The 17567-nt window shown below is 39.8% G+C and carries 18 protein-coding genes; 9 read left to right on the top strand and 9 right to left on the bottom strand.

The genetic code is table 11. The features are described 5' to 3' along the window. Window positions 1-386 precede the first annotated feature (386 nt). From ACFE6N_RS04750 to ACFE6N_RS04760, 3 genes are read right to left on the bottom strand one after another with little or no spacing between them, the layout of a single operon-like run. Window positions 387-1586, bottom strand: a complete 1200-nt coding sequence (locus ACFE6N_RS04750) for a winged helix-turn-helix domain-containing protein (protein WP_378934322.1) — start codon at window positions 1584-1586, stop codon at window positions 387-389. 16 nt (window positions 1587-1602) lie between these two features. Next, window positions 1603-2529: a DMT family transporter gene (locus ACFE6N_RS04755; RefSeq protein WP_378934324.1), complete on the bottom strand. Its 927-nt coding sequence runs from the start codon at window positions 2527-2529 to the stop codon at window positions 1603-1605. Then, a complete protein-coding gene (locus ACFE6N_RS04760; RefSeq protein ID WP_378934326.1) occupies window positions 2529-3068 on the bottom strand; it encodes a GNAT family N-acetyltransferase in 540 nt (179 codons plus the stop codon). Before ACFE6N_RS04760 ends, ACFE6N_RS04755 begins: the two co-directional genes overlap by 1 nt. Window positions 3069-3140: 72 nt before the next feature. Here ACFE6N_RS04760 and ACFE6N_RS04765 point away from each other — a divergent pair, with 72 nt between their 5' ends. From ACFE6N_RS04765 to ACFE6N_RS04800, 8 genes are all read left to right on the top strand, one after another. Then, window positions 3141-4007: a LysR family transcriptional regulator gene (locus ACFE6N_RS04765; protein ID WP_378934328.1), complete on the top strand. Its 867-nt coding sequence runs from the start codon at window positions 3141-3143 to the stop codon at window positions 4005-4007. Window positions 4008-5070: 1063 nt separating this feature from the next. Then, entirely contained in the window at window positions 5071-5451 is a 381-nt protein-coding gene (locus ACFE6N_RS04770) for a transmembrane 220 family protein (RefSeq protein ID WP_090987998.1), read from the top strand. A 22-nt stretch (window positions 5452-5473) separates the two neighbouring features. After that, on the top strand, window positions 5474-6331 hold the full coding sequence (locus tag ACFE6N_RS04775; RefSeq protein WP_378934330.1) for an EboA domain-containing protein: 858 nt from the start codon (window positions 5474-5476) through the stop codon (window positions 6329-6331). A 25-nt stretch (window positions 6332-6356) separates the two neighbouring features. Further along, window positions 6357-7337: a TatD family hydrolase gene (locus tag ACFE6N_RS04780; protein ID WP_378934332.1), complete on the top strand. Its 981-nt coding sequence runs from the start codon at window positions 6357-6359 to the stop codon at window positions 7335-7337. 4 nt (window positions 7338-7341) lie between these two features. Next, the gene (gene eboC, locus ACFE6N_RS04785) at window positions 7342-8226 is read left to right on the top strand and encodes a UbiA-like protein EboC (RefSeq protein ID WP_378934334.1); all 885 of its coding nucleotides are present in this window, start codon (window positions 7342-7344) and stop codon (window positions 8224-8226) included. A gap of 26 nt (window positions 8227-8252) precedes the next feature. Continuing rightward, on the top strand, window positions 8253-9416 hold the full coding sequence (locus ACFE6N_RS04790; protein WP_378934336.1) for a 3-dehydroquinate synthase: 1164 nt from the start codon (window positions 8253-8255) through the stop codon (window positions 9414-9416). Window positions 9417-9419: 3 nt separating this feature from the next. Further along, on the top strand, window positions 9420-10586 hold the full coding sequence (gene eboE, locus ACFE6N_RS04795; protein WP_378934338.1) for a metabolite traffic protein EboE: 1167 nt from the start codon (window positions 9420-9422) through the stop codon (window positions 10584-10586). Between the two features lie 9 nt (window positions 10587-10595). After that, window positions 10596-11945, top strand: coding sequence for an alkaline phosphatase family protein (locus tag ACFE6N_RS04800; protein ID WP_378934340.1), 1350 nt, complete (start codon window positions 10596-10598; stop codon window positions 11943-11945). Window positions 11946-12310: 365 nt separating this feature from the next. On the opposite strand, the gene ACFE6N_RS04805 is transcribed toward ACFE6N_RS04800, so the two are convergent. Both ACFE6N_RS04805 and ACFE6N_RS04810 read right to left on the bottom strand, forming a co-directional pair. Beyond that, window positions 12311-12706 carry a hypothetical protein gene (locus ACFE6N_RS04805; RefSeq protein ID WP_378934342.1) on the bottom strand — a complete coding sequence of 132 codons (396 nt, stop codon included), beginning with the start codon at window positions 12704-12706 and terminating at the stop codon, window positions 12311-12313. A gap of 322 nt (window positions 12707-13028) precedes the next feature. Further along, window positions 13029-13286, bottom strand: coding sequence for a helix-turn-helix domain-containing protein (locus ACFE6N_RS04810; RefSeq protein WP_090987986.1), 258 nt, complete (start codon window positions 13284-13286; stop codon window positions 13029-13031). A gap of 429 nt (window positions 13287-13715) precedes the next feature. On the opposite strand from ACFE6N_RS04810, the gene ACFE6N_RS04815 reads away from it, so the two are divergent. Further along, window positions 13716-13946: a hypothetical protein gene (locus tag ACFE6N_RS04815; RefSeq protein ID WP_378934344.1), complete on the top strand. Its 231-nt coding sequence runs from the start codon at window positions 13716-13718 to the stop codon at window positions 13944-13946. Here ACFE6N_RS04815 and ACFE6N_RS04820 read toward each other — a convergent pair. The 4 genes from ACFE6N_RS04820 to ACFE6N_RS04835 form a co-directional block, all read right to left on the bottom strand. Next, entirely contained in the window at window positions 13943-14974 is a 1032-nt protein-coding gene (locus ACFE6N_RS04820) for a hypothetical protein (protein WP_378934346.1), read from the bottom strand. The genes ACFE6N_RS04815 and ACFE6N_RS04820 overlap by 4 nt on opposite strands. A gap of 342 nt (window positions 14975-15316) precedes the next feature. Next, window positions 15317-15589: a hypothetical protein gene (locus ACFE6N_RS04825; RefSeq protein WP_378934348.1), complete on the bottom strand. Its 273-nt coding sequence runs from the start codon at window positions 15587-15589 to the stop codon at window positions 15317-15319. Window positions 15590-15808: 219 nt separating this feature from the next. Next, complete coding sequence (locus ACFE6N_RS04830) at window positions 15809-17008, bottom strand: pyridoxal phosphate-dependent aminotransferase (protein ID WP_378934350.1); 1200 nt, start codon at window positions 17006-17008, stop codon at window positions 15809-15811. A 60-nt stretch (window positions 17009-17068) separates the two neighbouring features. After that, window positions 17069-17461 (bottom strand): DUF1573 domain-containing protein, encoded by a 393-nt coding sequence (locus ACFE6N_RS04835; RefSeq protein ID WP_090987962.1) that lies wholly within the window; start codon window positions 17459-17461, stop codon window positions 17069-17071. Window positions 17462-17567 lie beyond the last annotated feature (106 nt).

Consider the following 17567-nt stretch of genomic DNA (forward strand, 5'->3'; position numbering starts at 1 on the left):
CGTAATAAAGCGCTATTCAGGTATTTAAATTCTTCTGACGGGTACATTGGGGCTGTATCAAAATAACAGATTTGGCGCTGGCAAAAGAATTAAATCTGGCGGTGTCGTCGGGCATCTTAATGATTTGGTAGGGAAGTGCCTATTTTCTATACTATCGCATTAAGATTAGCTTCGCTGAGCACTGCGTGGTTCCCGTTTTCACGTGGATGACGATCTTTCGAAATATTATGCTGCCAAAAATCTCCAAAATCATTTCTGATACAGCCTTTTTTACTAAAGTTAACCTACATTATTTTTTTAAAATAAAAACATTGTTGACTAGCTCTTAATAAACGAGCGTAAAAATTGCAAGAGTTTAGTTTTTTCCAGATGTAGATCTTTCAAACTTAGTATCCAACCGAAAATGCTTCACTGATTAAGTTAAGCAGGTCGTTACGGTTTGATTTTTTAAAGATCACATCATTGCACTTATTGAACAAAATAAATTCCTTTAGATTATCGACAAGTTTATCGATCGTTATTCCATCAATTTCAATAGGTTCAAAATGGAGATTGTGAACGATCAGTGTTTTCTTTTTCCGGTCTGCTTTGGCATCCATTCTGGCAATAAACCGTTCTCCGGCCAGAATAGGTAAAGAGAAATAGCCAAATTTTCGTTTAGGAGCAGGCACGAAGCACTCAATCTGATAATCGAAATCGAAAAAATCTTTTAAACGGGCACGAAATACGTTCAGGATATCAAAAGGCGATAGGATGAAAACTTCGTCTTCTATATTAACATTAACATCTGTGCCAGAAAGCATATACAATGGTCCTTTTACACCATCTACTTTTGCCGTTTTAACTTCTCCTGCCTGCAGCATCTTTTCCAGTTCTTTTTTTACCAGGTTGCCTTTTACGCGGCGGGCACGCCAGGCCATTTCTTTTACCGATGAAATGCCCAGTGCGCCAAGGGTGCGTTTGATTACGTAACGTGCATAATCTTCGTCAGTAGGTTCGGTTTGGTCGGTGTCATGTGGTATTACATCCAAAGGAAGCTGGTAAACTTTTTGAAATGTGCTATTGCGGCTGATCATCAGTTTGCCTTCCAGGTAAAGCCTTTCTAACGCAACCTTTGCCGGGCGCCAATCCCACCAGCCCGAGCTGGCTTCTATACGGTCGTTCTCAAAATCGCCAACCATCACCGCCCCATCCCGCTCAACCTGATCTAGAATTTGTGTCATTAAATCCGATTGTGCTTTTGTTAAGGGGCTACCCTGCGTTGCAAATGCTTTTTTTACCGGAAGCGAAAATCGGAAATCGTGCATGGGCAGAAATCCTGCATCGGAAGTGAAATATTCGAAAACATCACCATCATTACATAAGGCTGCAAGCCATTCTGTTTGATAATCCGGAACCCGTGTAAAGAGGGCATGATGGTGGGCACGTTCTACAACATAGTTGGTATCTAACTGTACATAACCCAAATGGTTAACAACCCGGTAAACGGCCTCAATACCAGTACCAAACTGCGCTTTTCCGGAGAGGCCTGCCGCATGTAAAATCATTCTCCGTGCCTGCGATCTGCTGAGTTCAATAGCTTCCATTGTGCTAAGATATTGATCATTTATCAGGCATCAAATACCGCTTAACCCTTTTTGGTTTGGATAAGTTTGCTATTGTCGTCTCGCTATGTATCCTCCATTTAAGCTCCGAAATCAGCGTGGCTGTAAAAATCAATCCTCCGCCTATCAATAAGCGGGAGGTAATGGCTTCACCCAGCATAAAATGTGCGGCAATGGCACCAAAAACAGGTTCGAAAAGATAAATGATCGATACCCTTTCGGCGCTGATGTATTTTTGAGCGATGTTTGATATGGTATACATGTATGCAGTAGAAAATAACGCACAGAAAATGATACCGAACCAAAAAGTTTGCGTTTCGGGAATCCAGACCATGTTGTTTTGAAAGGAGGCCAATAAAAAAGTAAAAAGCGCACAGGTGGCAAACATGGGCACTATGCTGGGTACAATATCACCTTCTTTCGATTTTTTTTCAACCTGAATTAAATATACGGCGAAACAGAAAGCCCCGATAATGGTATACAAATCGCCGATACCAATACTCAATTTATCATTAAGCGATATGACGAAAAGGCCAGTAAGCGCTACGCAGGCCGCAATCCATATTTTCAGCGGCGCAGCTTTTCGGTAAATCATCAGTTTGATTACGGGAATGATCACCACGGTTATGCCGGCTACAAAGGAACATTGCGATGCTGAAGTATGTGTAATACCGAGGGTTTGCAGGTAAATGCCCAATACAAGCGATATTGCAAGGCCCGCGCCCGTTTTCATCGTGTTTATATTAAGCTTCTTTAAGTATTTCCAGAAAATTACGGATAAAACCATCGTGGCTAAAAGGAAACGGTAGCATAAAAATAAAAGTGGCTGACCATGGCCAATCGCCAGTTTGGTAACCGAAAAAGAAATACCCCAGAAAGCGGTGCCCAGGACGAGTAAAATCAGGAAAAGGGTTCTTTTTTCCATTATAATATCTTTAATTCGTTTGAATGATCCAGTTCTTTTTTCATTAACAGATCGGTTTGCTCATCGCTACCGAGCCAGAATGCATGTTTTCCAAATGCTTTGAAACCATTTTTTTCGTAAAACCGTAGAGCCCTGTGGTTTTCTTCCCATACCCCAAGCCACACCCATTTTGCCCCTTGTTCGCAGGCCATATCAATAGCCTTTTGGTAAAGGGTCTGGGCTACTTTTTTGCCATGGAATGCTTGTTGTACGTAAATCCGTTCAATTTCAATGGCATCATCTATTTTTTCGTTTTGTGCTTCACCAGAATTAATTTTCAAATAGGCCACAACATTACCATCTACTATCGCAAAATAAAACTGCGAATCCCTGTTATTCAGTTCCGTTATCAATTTCTCCTCCGAAAAACTTTTTTCCAGATAATCTTTCATATTGTCTTCCGTATTTACACCGGCAAAAGCTTCATAAAATGTGCTTTTCCCAATTTCCTGGAGTTTAGGGATGTCGTTTGTGGTTACCTTTTCAATACTGATTTTCATGTTACGAATGTAATCAGTTGTTAAATGATTTAAAATGTTATTATTTCATTTATTAATGCATATTTTGCATTAATGGATCTCCAAAGAATCAAATATTTTTTAGCCCTTGCAGAGCAGCTTCATTATTGGAAAACTGCAGAGAAGGTTAACATTACGCAGTCAGCACTCAGTCGCCAGATCCAATCGCTCGAAAATGAATTGGGCCTGCAGCTATTTGAGCGTAATAAGCGTAATGTGAAACTTACGCCGGCAGGAAAATTCCTGAAAGAAAAGTGGGAAATTGAATTAAATGAACTGGAATATATCCATCAATTTGCTAAACAGCTCCATTTAGGCGAGCGTGGAACCATTACCATTGCACATCCCGATTCCATATCCGCTTCGCTCATGCCTGATATGCTGGCTAAGATCACGCAGGTACTTCCCCGGCTTCAGATCAAGTTGGTACAGGTTTTATTTGAAAATCAACTGGATTTCTTAAAAAACTATAAGATTGACCTGGCCATCACGAGAGATATCAACAGCGAACCGGGGATCAGGGCGAAAAAACTGTATTCCGATCACCTTGCATTGGTGGTTCCGGTAGAACATCCTTTTAACGTGTTCGGAGATCTATCTACCGAAAGCCTGAAAAAGCAAAAATTTATACTGCCCACCAAAGATGAGGGAAGCAGTTACAGCGAGATCATTCAGGCATTATTTAAATTTTACGATTTTGTTCCGGATGTGTTTTTACATTCTGAATTTGGTTCTGCCATCATCGCACTGGTGAGAAAGGGCTTGGGCATAGCCATTTTACCCGACTCGTATATGCACCATCAAAGTCCTGGTTTGCGCTTCATCCCGCTGCCATTTAAAACAGATTTATGGATTAATTGGCGGGCAGACGATCACAATCCTGTGCTGGCCAATATTTTGAAGCTTGTGTTTAAGTACTAACTAAATATTTTACTTAATTTTTTGATACCTATATGTTTAGAATTACAAGAAAAAAGAATTTTATTAAAATATGATGGAAATGCTTTAACTTTGATAAAAATTAGTCACTCTCAATAAGTAAGTAGAAATAAATAATAACAATTTAAATTAATCGTTGTTATTATTTTACACTTAAAAGAATTACAATGGGTAGCAATAACAATTCATACGGACAAAATAAAGCACATTATAACAGTGCTGTTTCGGCCAAAAATTCTTGTGTTAAAATCAATTCTACATCAAAATCAAATCTTGTACGTGTGACTTCCAATCAAATCAATAATGGACGTTCACAAGCATACAAGCACTTGATACCTTAATGTTTGATCATTCATATCCATTTACAAAACATTTTACCAACAAATTTCAAGGAGCTCAGTACTTAAAAGAGCGAACCACTTATATTTTTAAAACTCAGAAAGAAAAATATCATATAGAGGTTGAAGAGTATCTTTTTAATATTTATGTGTTGAAATTTTTTCCTGCGCGTTTAAAAAAACATCCAAGGAAATTCAATGTTCTCACTGGTGAAAATAAGATGGGTAAAATTGTGGCAACCTGTATACAGCTTATATTACAGATATTGAAAAGGAATCCTATAGCAAGCTTTGGTTTTTTTAGGATCACATACCTTTGATCCAAAAAGGTCTTACGAGGAAAGTAAGGATTGTACAAAAAGATTTAAAATATATCGTTACGCTGTTTATAATCTTATTGGTGAAGCATATTTTAGCCATTTCATGGAAGAAAAAAACAGCACCTATTTATTGGTTAATAATAAACATGAAGATGTTGATTTAATTAAGGAACAAGCCAATATCATGTTCGATACTATTTTTCCTTTACTAAGTTAGGATAATTATTATTCGCATTTAACTTTTTATCAATCACTTTCTTAATCAAAAAAATATTTTACTGCAGTATATAATTTACATTTTATAGGCAAAAAAAGCGTCCAGTTTAAATAACTTTGTTTTTTTATTGAAAAATCGTTGAATCGATTTATTTAAACCAAATAATTAAAATGCTTTTACTTATTCTCAACATTATTTTCTGTATCTCCTTTTTAGGTTTTGCCTATGTAAACCTTAATGATAACGACGCTTTTTTATGGGTGTCTATTTATTTAAGTGCTGCAATATGCTGTGGATTAGCTGCTGCCGGTAAGTATTATCCGTTTGCCTATCTGTTTTTAACTGCTTTTTATTTGATTTACGCGGTCATCCTGTTTTTTGCAAAAGACGGCGTACGCGATTGGATCACTAAATACAGGCGCGAGAGCCTGGTGCAGAGTATGCAGGCTACCAAACCCTATATCGAACAAACAAGGGAATTTTTTGGCCTGTTGATTATTGCAGGAGCATTGCTGATCAACTATTTTGTTTCTGCAGGTATCACTGCATAATAGCTTTTTTTGACATTAATTTATGAGAAATGAGCATATGAAGGCCGTGAACGAGATTATAGGGGCTGTTGTAAAAAATAACATCAGTGTAGCAGCCGAAAAGTGGCTGGAGGAATTTTCACAAGCTAAAGACCAAGCTACACTGTTGGCCAAGGTATTTGTGATGCTGCCCCGCAAAACGGGTAAATTACCGGTTGCCATTTCTGATGGGCAGCAAGCAGTGCTGGATGCGGCAGGTTTTGGGTACATCAACAGCTGGACAATAGACAGGCTCGCCCGGGTGTGGCTGTTGGCAGGTTTGGATCCGGGAGATAAAGAACTTTTATTTTCCTCCGTTAACCGCTTATTTTTGTCGGCAGAAGTAAACGAAGCTGTGGCTCTATATTCAGCTCTTCCGTTTTTACCCCATCCCGAAATCTGGACGAAACGCTGTGCTGAAGGGATCAGGAGCAATATTGGTTCTGTACTCGAAGCCATTATGGAAAATAATCCTTATCCGGCAGCAAACCTGGATGAAGCCGCATGGAACCAACTGGTGCTGAAAGCTTTTTTTACCGAGAAGAATATTAAACTGATAGTGGGTTTAGATCAACGCGCCAATCTGCAGCTTGCTTTAACGCTGGTAGATTACGCTCAGGAACGCTGGGCTGCGGGCAGGGAAGTACATCCACAGTTGTGGCGCCTGGTGGGTAGATTTATCAATCCTGAAATTTTTGAAATCCTTAAAACCGGTTTGCAGCATTATAACCAGATGGAACAACGCGCCATTGCGCTGGCCATTTCGCAGTCTGATTACCAACCGGCAAAAGATTATATCAATACTTTTCCGGAACTGAAATTGGCCCTGTCCGATGGAAGTTTAAACTGGAATTCATTTTAACCTATAAAAAATCTAAGATAAAGATATGTGTTGTAGCAGTTCAATAGAAAGAGATAAAGCCATGATGGGCGAGCCTGAAGCTTTCGATATTAGTGCGGTAAAGGGAATGAAGTTTTTCGACCCACATGTGCACATGACTTCGAGAACAACAGACGATTATCAGGCTATGGCCGATGCCGGTGTTGTTGCTTTGATAGAACCCGCATTTTGGTTGGGCCAGCCCCGTACCGGATTGGATAGTTTTAGGGATTACTACAGCAGCCTGATCGGTTGGGAGCGTTTCCGTTCTTCTCAATTTGGCATTAAACATTATTGCACCATTGGTCTTAACTCCAGAGAGGCCAATAACGAAAGCCTGGCCGAACAGGTAATGGAAATCCTGCCTTTGTTTATTTATAAAGAAGGTGTGGTTGGTGTCGGCGAGATCGGTTTTGATGATCAGACTGCTGCCGAAGAAAAGTATTACCGTTTGCAGCTGGAACTTGCTGAGGAAGCAGGTTTGCCTGTTCAGGTACATACCCCACACCGCGATAAGAAAAAGGGCACCCAGCGCAGCATGGATATTGCTTTGGAGCATGGCCTTGATCCTTATAGCGTGATTATCGATCACAATAATGAAGAAACGGTAAAAGAGGTGTTAGAGAGAGGTTTTTGGGCAGCTTTTACCATTTATCCTTTTACCAAAATGGGCAACGAGCGTATGGTAGAAATTGTAAAGCAATACGGTTCGGAGCGTATTATGGTCAATTCTGCTGCCGATTGGGGCATTAGCGACCCCCTGGCGGTACCGAAAACTGCCGCCCTGATGAAAATGCGTGGACTAAGCGATCAGGATATTCAATTGGTTACCTACAACAATGCCATAAAGGCCTTTGCACAGAGTGGGCAACTTGATGAAAGTGATTTTAACGCACAGATAGACCTTACAGAGAAATTTGAAGGTAATACCATCTTAAGAGGCGGACAGCAGCCCAGACCAGATAAATCTTCTATCATTATTAGTTAAAGTATTGAAAAAAATAACTGTCTATCTGCGCATGATGCGCCCGGCCAACATCGTTACTTCAGTAGCTGATATTCTGGCAGGGATTGCCATTTCAGGGGTTTTAAGCATTGGCTTTCCCATCCCATGGCTGTCTATTGTATTATTGGCAGCATCAACCGCCTGTTTATATGGCGGAGGGATCGTTTTCAACGATGTTTTTGATGCAGATCTGGATAAAATAGAACGTCCGGAACGGGCTATTCCCAGTGGCATAATCAGTTTACGGGATGCAACCTTATTAGGAGGCCTGCTGCTGTTTGCGGGAATCGCTTTTGCGGCTTTAAATAGTCTGACCTCGGGATTATTGGCCCTTCTGGTAGCTGTTTTTGCCTTACTTTATAATAAATTTGGGAAACACCATTCTTTTTTCGGACCGTTGAATATGGGCCTATGCCGCGGCTTTAACCTGTTGTTGGGCCTTAGTGTGGTGCCAGAAATGTTATGGAGCCATTATGATCTGGCTATTGTTCCGGTAATCTATATTTTTTCCATTACCATGACCAGCCGTGGCGAAGTTCATGGAGGCCGTGCTAAAAACTTATATTTGGCCGCGTTTCTATATGCTATAGTAATCGGTGCCATAGCTTATTTTGCATTTGTAAATGAAAGGTTGCTGCTGTCAATGCTATTCCTGGTGCCATTTGTCGTCATGATTTTCAGGCCACTTATAAAAGCCATAAAAGAGCCTGTTGGCAAAAATATCGGTGGCGCAGTAAAAGCCGGCGTCATTTCACTTATTCTGATGGATGCTGCCTGGGCGGTAACCTTTGATGCTTTGATTCTGGCTTTTATCATAGCAGCGTTATTGCCTTTATCCATGTGGCTTTCTAAATTATTTGCCGTTACTTAACCATCAAACACACCTTCGCAATTGTTATGGAACATTTACATCAATCCTTTACTGTACAGTATCATTATAACGTTTTCTTCACCTCTTCGCTTTTTTCGCCTGAAAACGAATTGTTGAACAGTTTTTTGGTTAAGTTAAATCCGGCTTCTGCAATTAAGAAAATTTTATTTGTTATTGATAAGGGGGTAGCAGATGCACACCCAGGACTTACTACGCAAATTAAAGCCTATTTTTTACAGCATCATCAAACTCAACTGGTTCAGGATATGCTGGTCATCCCAGGTGGAGAGCAGGTGAAAAATGACACGGGATATTTTGACCAGGTATTAGAAGCCATTAATACATATGGTATAGACAGGCATTCGTTTGTTGCGGCCATTGGTGGCGGGGCAGTACTTGATATGGTGGGTTATGCGGCTACCGTTGCACACCGGGGCATTAAACACATCAGGATTCCGAGTACCGTGCTTTCGCAGAACGATTCGGGTGTTGGGGTAAAAAACGGAATCAATTATTTCAATAAAAAGAACTTTCTGGGCACTTTTTCGCCACCCGTTGCTGTTTTTAACGATGAAGTGTTTTTAAATACTTTATCTGACCGCGATTGGCGTTCAGGTATTGCCGAAGCGGTTAAAGTGGCACTGATTAAAGATGCCGGATTTTTTGAATGGCTGGAAGCAAACGCCGTTGCACTTGCAAACCGCGATACCGTTGCTATGAACTACCAGATCTGGAAATGTGCGAAATTACATATGGAACATATCCGCAGTGCCGATCCATTTGAGAACGGTTCGGCCCGTCCACTGGATTTTGGCCATTGGAGTGCACATAAACTGGAATACCTCACCAATTTTGAAGTGAGACACGGGGAGGCGGTTGCCATGGGCATTGCTTTAGATACCGTATATTCTAACTTATCGGGCAGGATTGGTGCTGAAGACGCACGCAGGGTGATCAACCTGATTCAGCAACTTGGTTTTGAACTCACGCACCCGTTGTTACAGGTTAAGGAAGGCAACAGTCCGATTTTGGAGGGATTGGAAGAATTCCGCGAGCATCTTGGCGGGCAGCTTACCATTACTTTGCTTACCGGACTGGGCAGTGGTGAGGAAGTCCATGAAATTGATGCCGACATATTAAAACAGGCCGCAGAAATTTTAAATCAACAGACCGCTAGTATTCAACATTAAGCTATGAAATTAACTTCAGGGCACTTAACCTTCTGTACCAATATTTACGCGGGCGAAAACTGGGCGGCACATTTTGATGTGTTAAAATCCAGTTTCCCAATACTAAAAGCACAATTATCTCCAGATGCACCCATGGGTATCGGCTTACGCCTTTCCAACCTGGCCAGCATCGAACTGTTGGAGGGAAATCATCTTGAAACATTTAAGCAGTGGCTTGCACAGGAAGGTGGTTACGTTTTTACCATGAACGGATTTCCATACGGCGGTTTTCACCATACCAGGGTGAAAGATCAGGTACATGCGCCCGATTGGACAACGGTAGAGCGTGTTGAGTATACGCTCCGTTTAGCAGAAATCCTGTCAAGGCTGCTTCCTGATGATATGGAAGGTGGTATTTCAACCTCACCATTAAGTTATAAGCCCTGGTTTAATGATATGGGGGCAAGAAAAAGCGCCACATTTAGTGCAACGGCCAATATTATACAGGTGGCGGAAGGTTTCCATCGTATTTTTAGCCAGAGGGGCAAGGTTATCCATTTGGATATTGAACCCGAACCGGATGGTTTTCTTGAATCTGGACGGGAATTTATTGAGTGGTATGAAAATATACTTTTACCTGCCGGAAAAGATGAAAGCCTGATCAAAAAGCACATTTGTTTATGTTATGATGTTTGCCATTTTGCAATCGGTTACGAACCACATACCGCCATTATCAAAGAATTGCAGCAAAAAGGTATCAAAATTGGGAAAATCCAGATCAGTGCGGCGCTAAAAGCTAAATTGCCGTCTTCTGAGTTAGAAAGAAACGCGGTATTGGATCAGCTTGCCCGATTTGATGAACCTGTCTATCTTCATCAGGTAATCGCCAAAAAAAATGATGGCAGTTTAATTCGTTATCCTGATCTTAAAGAAGCACTGGCAGAAAGTAAAAACTACGGAGTAGAGGAGTGGCGGGCGCATTTCCATGTGCCTATTTTTGTAGAAGACATGGGCCTGATCCAATCTACGCAATCGGATATTACAGCCGTGCTGAACCTTCAGAAAACTAATCCGTTTACCGATCATTTAGAAGTAGAAACCTATACCTGGGAAGTTTTGCCTGTAGCGTTAAAAGCGCCCCTTAACGATTCCATTATCAGAGAACTGGACTGGGTAAAAAAAATATTATAAGTGAAGCATATGCATAAAACCGTTGTTATCGATATCGTAGCCTTATCTAATTCTGTGATAGGAAAACATACACCCTTTCTTCAGAAATACATCGCTGAACGCCACCTCAGTACGATTGAACCTTTATTGCCAGCAGTTACCACGGCGGTACAGTCGAGTTACCTGACGGGTAAATTTCCTTCAGAAAACGGGATTGTGGGCAATGGCTGGTACGACCATGAGGATGCGGAAATCAAATTCTGGAAACAGTCTAACAAACTGGTTAATGCTGAAAAAATCTGGGATCAGGCTAAAAAGGAAGATCCGGATTTTACCTGTGCCAATATGTTCTGGTGGTACAATATGTATTCTACAGCCGATTTTTCGGTAACACCACGGCCTAATTACCTTGCTGATGGACGTAAATTGCCTGATTGCTATTCGCAACCGGCCGAACTTCGCGATCATTTGCAGGCTAAGCTGGGCCAGTTCCCGTTGTTTCAGTTCTGGGGACCAGGTGCCAATATCAAATCAACAAAGTGGATTGCAGATGCCTCGATGGAAACCGAGAAACTGCATAATCCGACACTTACCTTAATTTATCTGCCTCATTTAGATTATTGCCTGCAAAAGTTTGGCCCTGAGCTGGAAAAAATCAGCGCTGAGCTGAAAGAAATTGACCAGGTGGTAGAGGAACTGGTGCATTTTTATGAAAGCAGGGGGGCGCGCATCATTTTACTTTCTGAATATGGGATTGCGCCTGTAAATCAGCCCATTCATCTGAACCGTTTGTTCAGGGAGAACGGCCTGATCCAGATCCGTGAAGAAAGAGGACTGGAATTGCTTGATGCGGGAGCTTCAAAAGCCTTTGTCGTGGCCGATCATCAGGTGGCACATGTTTATATTAATGATAAAAGTGTTACCGAACAGGTTAAAGCGCTATTGAAAAATGTACCTGGTATTGATTTGATACTTAATAAAACAGAGCAGGAACAATACCATATTAACCATAAACGTTCTGGCGATCTGGTACTGGTTGCAAAAGAGAACAGCTGGTTTACTTATTATTTCTGGTTAGATGATGCGAAGGCACCGGATTACGCCAGGGTAGTAGATATTCATAAAAAACCTGGATACGATCCGGTAGAGATGTTTATGACCTCAAAATTGAGGGCCGGATATAAGCTTTTGAGAAAAAAGGCCGGCTTCCGTTATGTGATGGACGTCATTCCGCTTGACGCTACGCTGGTTAAAGGGTCGCATGGCGGCATCAATACCGCTGATCAATATAAACCTGTTCTGGTTACTTCAAAAGCAATTGATAAGACCTTGCAGGCACCGGATATATATCAGGTAATTTGGGATAGTTTAACGGTTTAAAAAGGTAACCATTCTACTGATCCGATTGCAATCGGATCAGCCAGGATCTGTGATTTTGAGCAACGATATTGTCAAAAAAAATCGTGATTGCGAGAAGCCTTTTCAGCCGACAGCTAGCCCCGACTTTCCGGGGAAGCCATCTTTTATAGCACCATTCACATAATCTGTTAGCAGGGTCGTAATTCCCGCGCATTCGGGAGTTTTAAAGCAAACGTTTTAACATTCCCACTCAAGTTGGGAATGACGGTTCCAGGGGGATATTACTAATTAAATTTTATCTGGTATTCATATTGATGTTATCCATTAGATTATCCCTCAGACTGACAATGTATTTTTATACTTTTTTAAACCTTGACCTCAAATTATTATTCTCTTATAAACCTATACCCGCAACCCTCAATACAAGGTGGGTTAAGTTCCAACGATTTTGCTGAAGCCCGGTATCGGAAAATTGCCGGCATTTTATTGTTGTCGCTATAAACCTTCATTTGTACGCTGTCCAATATTTTAAAGGAAAATAGATTTGGGATTGCATCACCTTTAATTATTCCGGCTTTAACTACTGATTTCTCTAAAATCAAATATTTGGCACCCCCTGTAACCTTTGTGTACTTCCCTTGTCCATTACCAATATCGAACAAGGTTTCGGTCAGTTTCCATTTTCCGTAAACTTCGCCTTTGCCATCATTACTATAGTCTGATTTTTTGCACGATGCATTGATCATGCCTACAGCCGCCAAAAAGAATAGAATTTTTTTCATAAAGTTTAATTTACAGCGTATACGCAGATGGATCTCAAAACGCTACTGGCAGGCTGAATTTAACTATTTATTTTTGCGGGCGAATATCTTCATTTACCTGTAGAGAGCGGATTATCGTGCTGAACTCACAGCTATCAGGGTTCTTTTAACCGCAAATATTTTTAATGTTCTTCTGCTGTAGGTTGCAGACAGCTGTTTCTTACGGTTATTATAAATAAGGAAGCAAGCCGAGGATACTTTGCCAATGCCGGTTCGATTGAATTCATATCAGTATCAATCCTGAGGTTGCCACCAAAAACTCCAGCAATTACCGTTGTATATTTTATTCCAGTCCAGCGCTGAAATCTATTCCAAAGTCAAAATCAAGCAGAACTGTCGGGTGGATTTTTAAACCGATGGCCAGCCGCATAATGGTAATAAAATTTGGACTGGTTTCGCCATTTTCATATTTAATGATGTCGCCGGTGTTTACCCCACTTCTTTTATAAAATTCGCGATAAGAAAGTTCCTGTTTCTCTTTTAAGGATTTTAAATGCTCGCCAAAGCTTTTCAGAATTATTTTTTCTTTCTCACTGATCATTTCATTGCTGATAAAAATACAATTGGCAATGTCTTTTATATTTTATTCAAAATCGTCATGCAATTACTTGACATTTGTCTTTTTTTTATTTACATTTACGTAACAAAAAAAAATAGACCAGTAAAAGGTAAAATTAAGAGTCTTGCAACCTCAAATCTCACGCCGTTGGAGCAAGACAGCAGATTTTATCCCATTTCTTATAGCGGAATTGCTATCTTTAGCTTTCCAACATAAGAGTGGGCTTCTGCTGTAATTCCATTTCAACGTAAGGCGTGAGCATAGCTATTTTACTGTTTTAGAAAACCGCAAAACTTCAAAAGACACAGGAAAAAATAGATGGTTGCCTACGCTATGCGTGGGTGCCTGTTTATCTTGTGTCTGGGCATTTGCGGTGCCCCTAAAACGGATATCGGGTTAACCCACGCTTTTATGGACAGTTCCTCCCAGTCAAATTACTATCTTCTCAATCTGCCCATTGCAGAACTTCCATTATCCGAGAATTTTAAGCTTAGAAGTAAATTAATGGGCTTTTTTACCCTTCAGGATATTATTGGAGTAAAACAAAAAGAATTATCTACGCTTGAGGATTATTCAGAACATTGGTATTTTGAATTTGTAGATTTCTTACACAGGAAAGAATTATTAGATCTTCTTGGTTAGCATTTGTCCTGGGCAATGTTCAACATGACAACGATTTTTTCGATCACCTTGTGGATATCCTTATCCACATTGCCATAGTATGCATTTTTAAAGCTTTTTTCTGATATAATCTCTTTTTCAGTCGTACTATAATGTTTAGTAATGTATTGGTGCAGCAGTTTTGGACTCTTTGTTGTAATAATGCCCGCCTCGACTTGCAAGTTGATAAATAGGGCAAGCTGCCTAACCGTGAAGGTTACCTTAAAATTGCTTTCTAAAATACCACCGCGCGTCAGATCTTCGGCTATGGTATCTATTGATTGCAGGTAGCTGATTTCACTTTCAATATACCTGAGTATGGCTTCATCAATATCGGGCAAATTTTTATGGTATGGTATAATGATGGTTTTAAAAACCTGTCCAATCAGTTTTTTAAAGAAATGGATTAATCTATATTGCTCGCTTATGTTTTCGCAATTCTGAAGCTCGCGATTAAGGTGGCTGCAGCAGGAGTGATAAAAGAAGGGATGATTAAAATTTAATGATACGAGTAGAAGAATAATGTCGGAAAAATCTAAAGGTGGCACAAAAGTATTTAAAGCCATCTTTATGGAATCAAAAAAAGCGTACAGGTATTTAGCCTGTTCAAAAGTGAAACGCCCTGTATAGTCGTTCAGGTTTTTGAAGAGCTGTTTAAACAGGTTGATGGTTTCCTTGTCTGCATGTAATTCTTCAGCTTTTTTCAGGATCTGGCCGGAATTTGCTGCAATATCTAAAATGAGTTGTTCCTGGCTAGCCGCTGAAACGGGGCAATCGAAGTCAAAATAATATGGTAAATGCTGCTGAAGATCGATTACCATTTGATTAAGTAGCTTTACTAAACTACTCATCATTCCGTCTCTACTTTTTTGATCAGCGTAAGGCTCATTTTCATTTGTTAGCGCTTCTACCTCATCAATTAATTGCATCAATCCTCTTTGATGTTGCCTGATGTAAGCTTTAGCTCTATCAGGCTCAACCAGCGTAGCATGATGTAGAATGGAACTCATTATCCGTTTACTTTCTTTTATGATTTTGTGTTGCGATTCTTTGTCATGGCATTGCCCTGCCACTTTAATCTTAATAAGATCTAAAATCAATTCCCTGAAGCTTATAATTTCGTATATCATTTGCTCAAAAGCCAATTGCCTAATTCTAGCTTTTTTATTTTCATTTTCCGAATTAACTTGGTAAAAAGCCGCTTTAACGTGGCGAAAATAAATGTTAACAATTGTTGGCTAACGTAAACAGGCTATATCATGTGGTAAAGTAACATCCACATTCAAATTAGGGAGGTTGGGAAAATGCATAGGCTTTCCCAACTCATCGTTAGGAAAATTGCATTGGATATATTATTGCAGATGGTTTTCTATTGCGCCGGAAATCTGGTTGATCTCGGCTACGCCTAAAGAAATGTGGTGACCGCTTCCAGTCAGTTTATTTTTAGCGACAAATGTTTCAGCGTCGATCTCTTCCGATTTCATTAAGATCCAGTCAGATCCTTGTTTTTTTAAAATGCCTAAAATCTCTTCTAAATAAACAATCCTAAAATAATCATCTTGTGGAATAATGGTCAGTGTTAGTGCCTGATCATTATGGTTAATTTCAATATTAAATGCATTCATGATCTCAAAACCATTGCATTTTGTTTATTGTTTTGGTAAAATGAAACAGGTGATCAGAATACACAAACAACTATCAGGGATCAGTTGAAAGAAATGTTTTTGGATCTGCTTTGATGTTTAAATGTTATCATACACGTTCAGCCAATTTGGCTTAACTATTTAGCCGGTTACTTGTGATGAACCGCTGTTCACCAAGCAACCGGCTTAAACAAGGTATCGTTAATCCACTCTTCCCGGATATTGCTTCAACGCTATTTCCAGACAGTCCATCGCCGCATTTAAGTCATCGGTATTTAAAACGTAAGCCATACGGACTTCATTTTTACCAGAGCCAGCGGTAGAGTAAAAGCCGGTAGCAGGCGCCATCATAACCGTTTGATTATTGTGGTCAAAATCCTCTAAAATCCACTGGCAGAATTTATCGGCATCATCAATCGGGAATTTGGCTACTACATAAAATGCACCCCCCGGATTAGGACAAAAAACGCCATCAATATTATTTAACCGGTTAACCAATGTATCTCTGCGTAAAGTATATTCGGTATTTACTTTTTCGAAATAACTGTCCGGAGTATCTACAGCTGCCGCACCAGCAATCTGTTCTACCATGCCCGGGCTTAATCTTGCCTGTGCGAATTTTAATCCTGATGCAAGCACTTCTTTGTTTTTGGTAATCAAACAGCCTAAGCGTGCGCCACATGCACTGTAACGTTTAGAAACCGTATCCATAACCACCACATTTTCATCCAAACCATCCAAATGCATTGGCGAAATAAATTCCCTTCCATCATAACAGAATTCGCGATACGCTTCATCAGAGAATAAAAACAGATCGTATTTAACACAAAGCGTTTTTAAAGCCTCTAATTCTTCTTTAGAATATAAATAACCCGTTGGGTTATTAGGGTTGCAGATAATAATTGCTTTGGTTTTTTCTGTAATTAATTTTTCGAATTCGGCAATCGGTGGCAATGCAAAACCATTTTCGATATAAGAAAGAATCGGTTTCACCACAACATTGCTCATACAGGCAAAGCCATTGTAATTGGCGTAAAAAGGTTCTGGAATGATAATTTCATCTCCTTCATTTACACAGGTTTGCATGGCAATGGTAATGGCCTCTGAGCCACCAACGGTTACCAGGATATTTTCTGGCGTAATATCGTAACCCAGTTTATTGTAGTATTCGGTAAGTTTTAAACGGTAAGCAAGTGTACCTTCTGATGGTGTATAGGCCCAAACATTAAAATCAATGTTTTTGATGGCATTTAACATTCCTTCCGGTGTCTCTATGTCTGGCTGACCAATATTTAAATGGAAAACTTTTTTACCATCTTTTTTAGCTTGATCTGCAAATGGAGTTAACTTTCTGATTGGTGAAGCAGGCATCTGCACACCTTTTTGTGAAATTTTTGGCATGGCACAAAAATAAAAAAGTCCGGATGAAAATCCGGACTTTTTAAATATTATCGTTTAAAATTATTTTGAAGATGCGGCAACTGTTTCGCCTTTAATGTAAAGCACTTTAATTGGTGTTTTTGCATTTGAAGTAATGGTTACGGCTTTAGAAAAGGTTGACGGACCGGCAGCTGCGTTAAAAGTTACTGAAATTACACCGGTTTCACCTTTTTTTATTGGTGTAGAAGTATATTTAGGTACTGTACATCCACAGCTTGCCTCAGCTTTGGTGATAATTAAAGGCGCTTCGCCAACATTGGTGTATTTGAAATCGTAAGTTACTGGTTTGTTCAAAACAATTTTACCAAAATCGTGCGTTTCTGATTCAAATTTGAACTCTGCAGGTTTGGTTTGTGCGTTTGCTGCAAGACCCAAACCTAAAACAAAAGCAAATAATACTAAGATCTTTTTCATGTTATGTGGTGTGATTTATTTTTTAATAATTCTAAAACAAATTTAATGTTTTCCTAATAAAACAAAAACTATTCCAAATATATTTTGCAAATCCATATATAATTTT

It is taken from the genome of Pedobacter sp. BG31 (genome assembly GCF_042464845.1).
GTDB lineage: Bacteria > Bacteroidota > Bacteroidia > Sphingobacteriales > Sphingobacteriaceae > Pedobacter > Pedobacter suwonensis.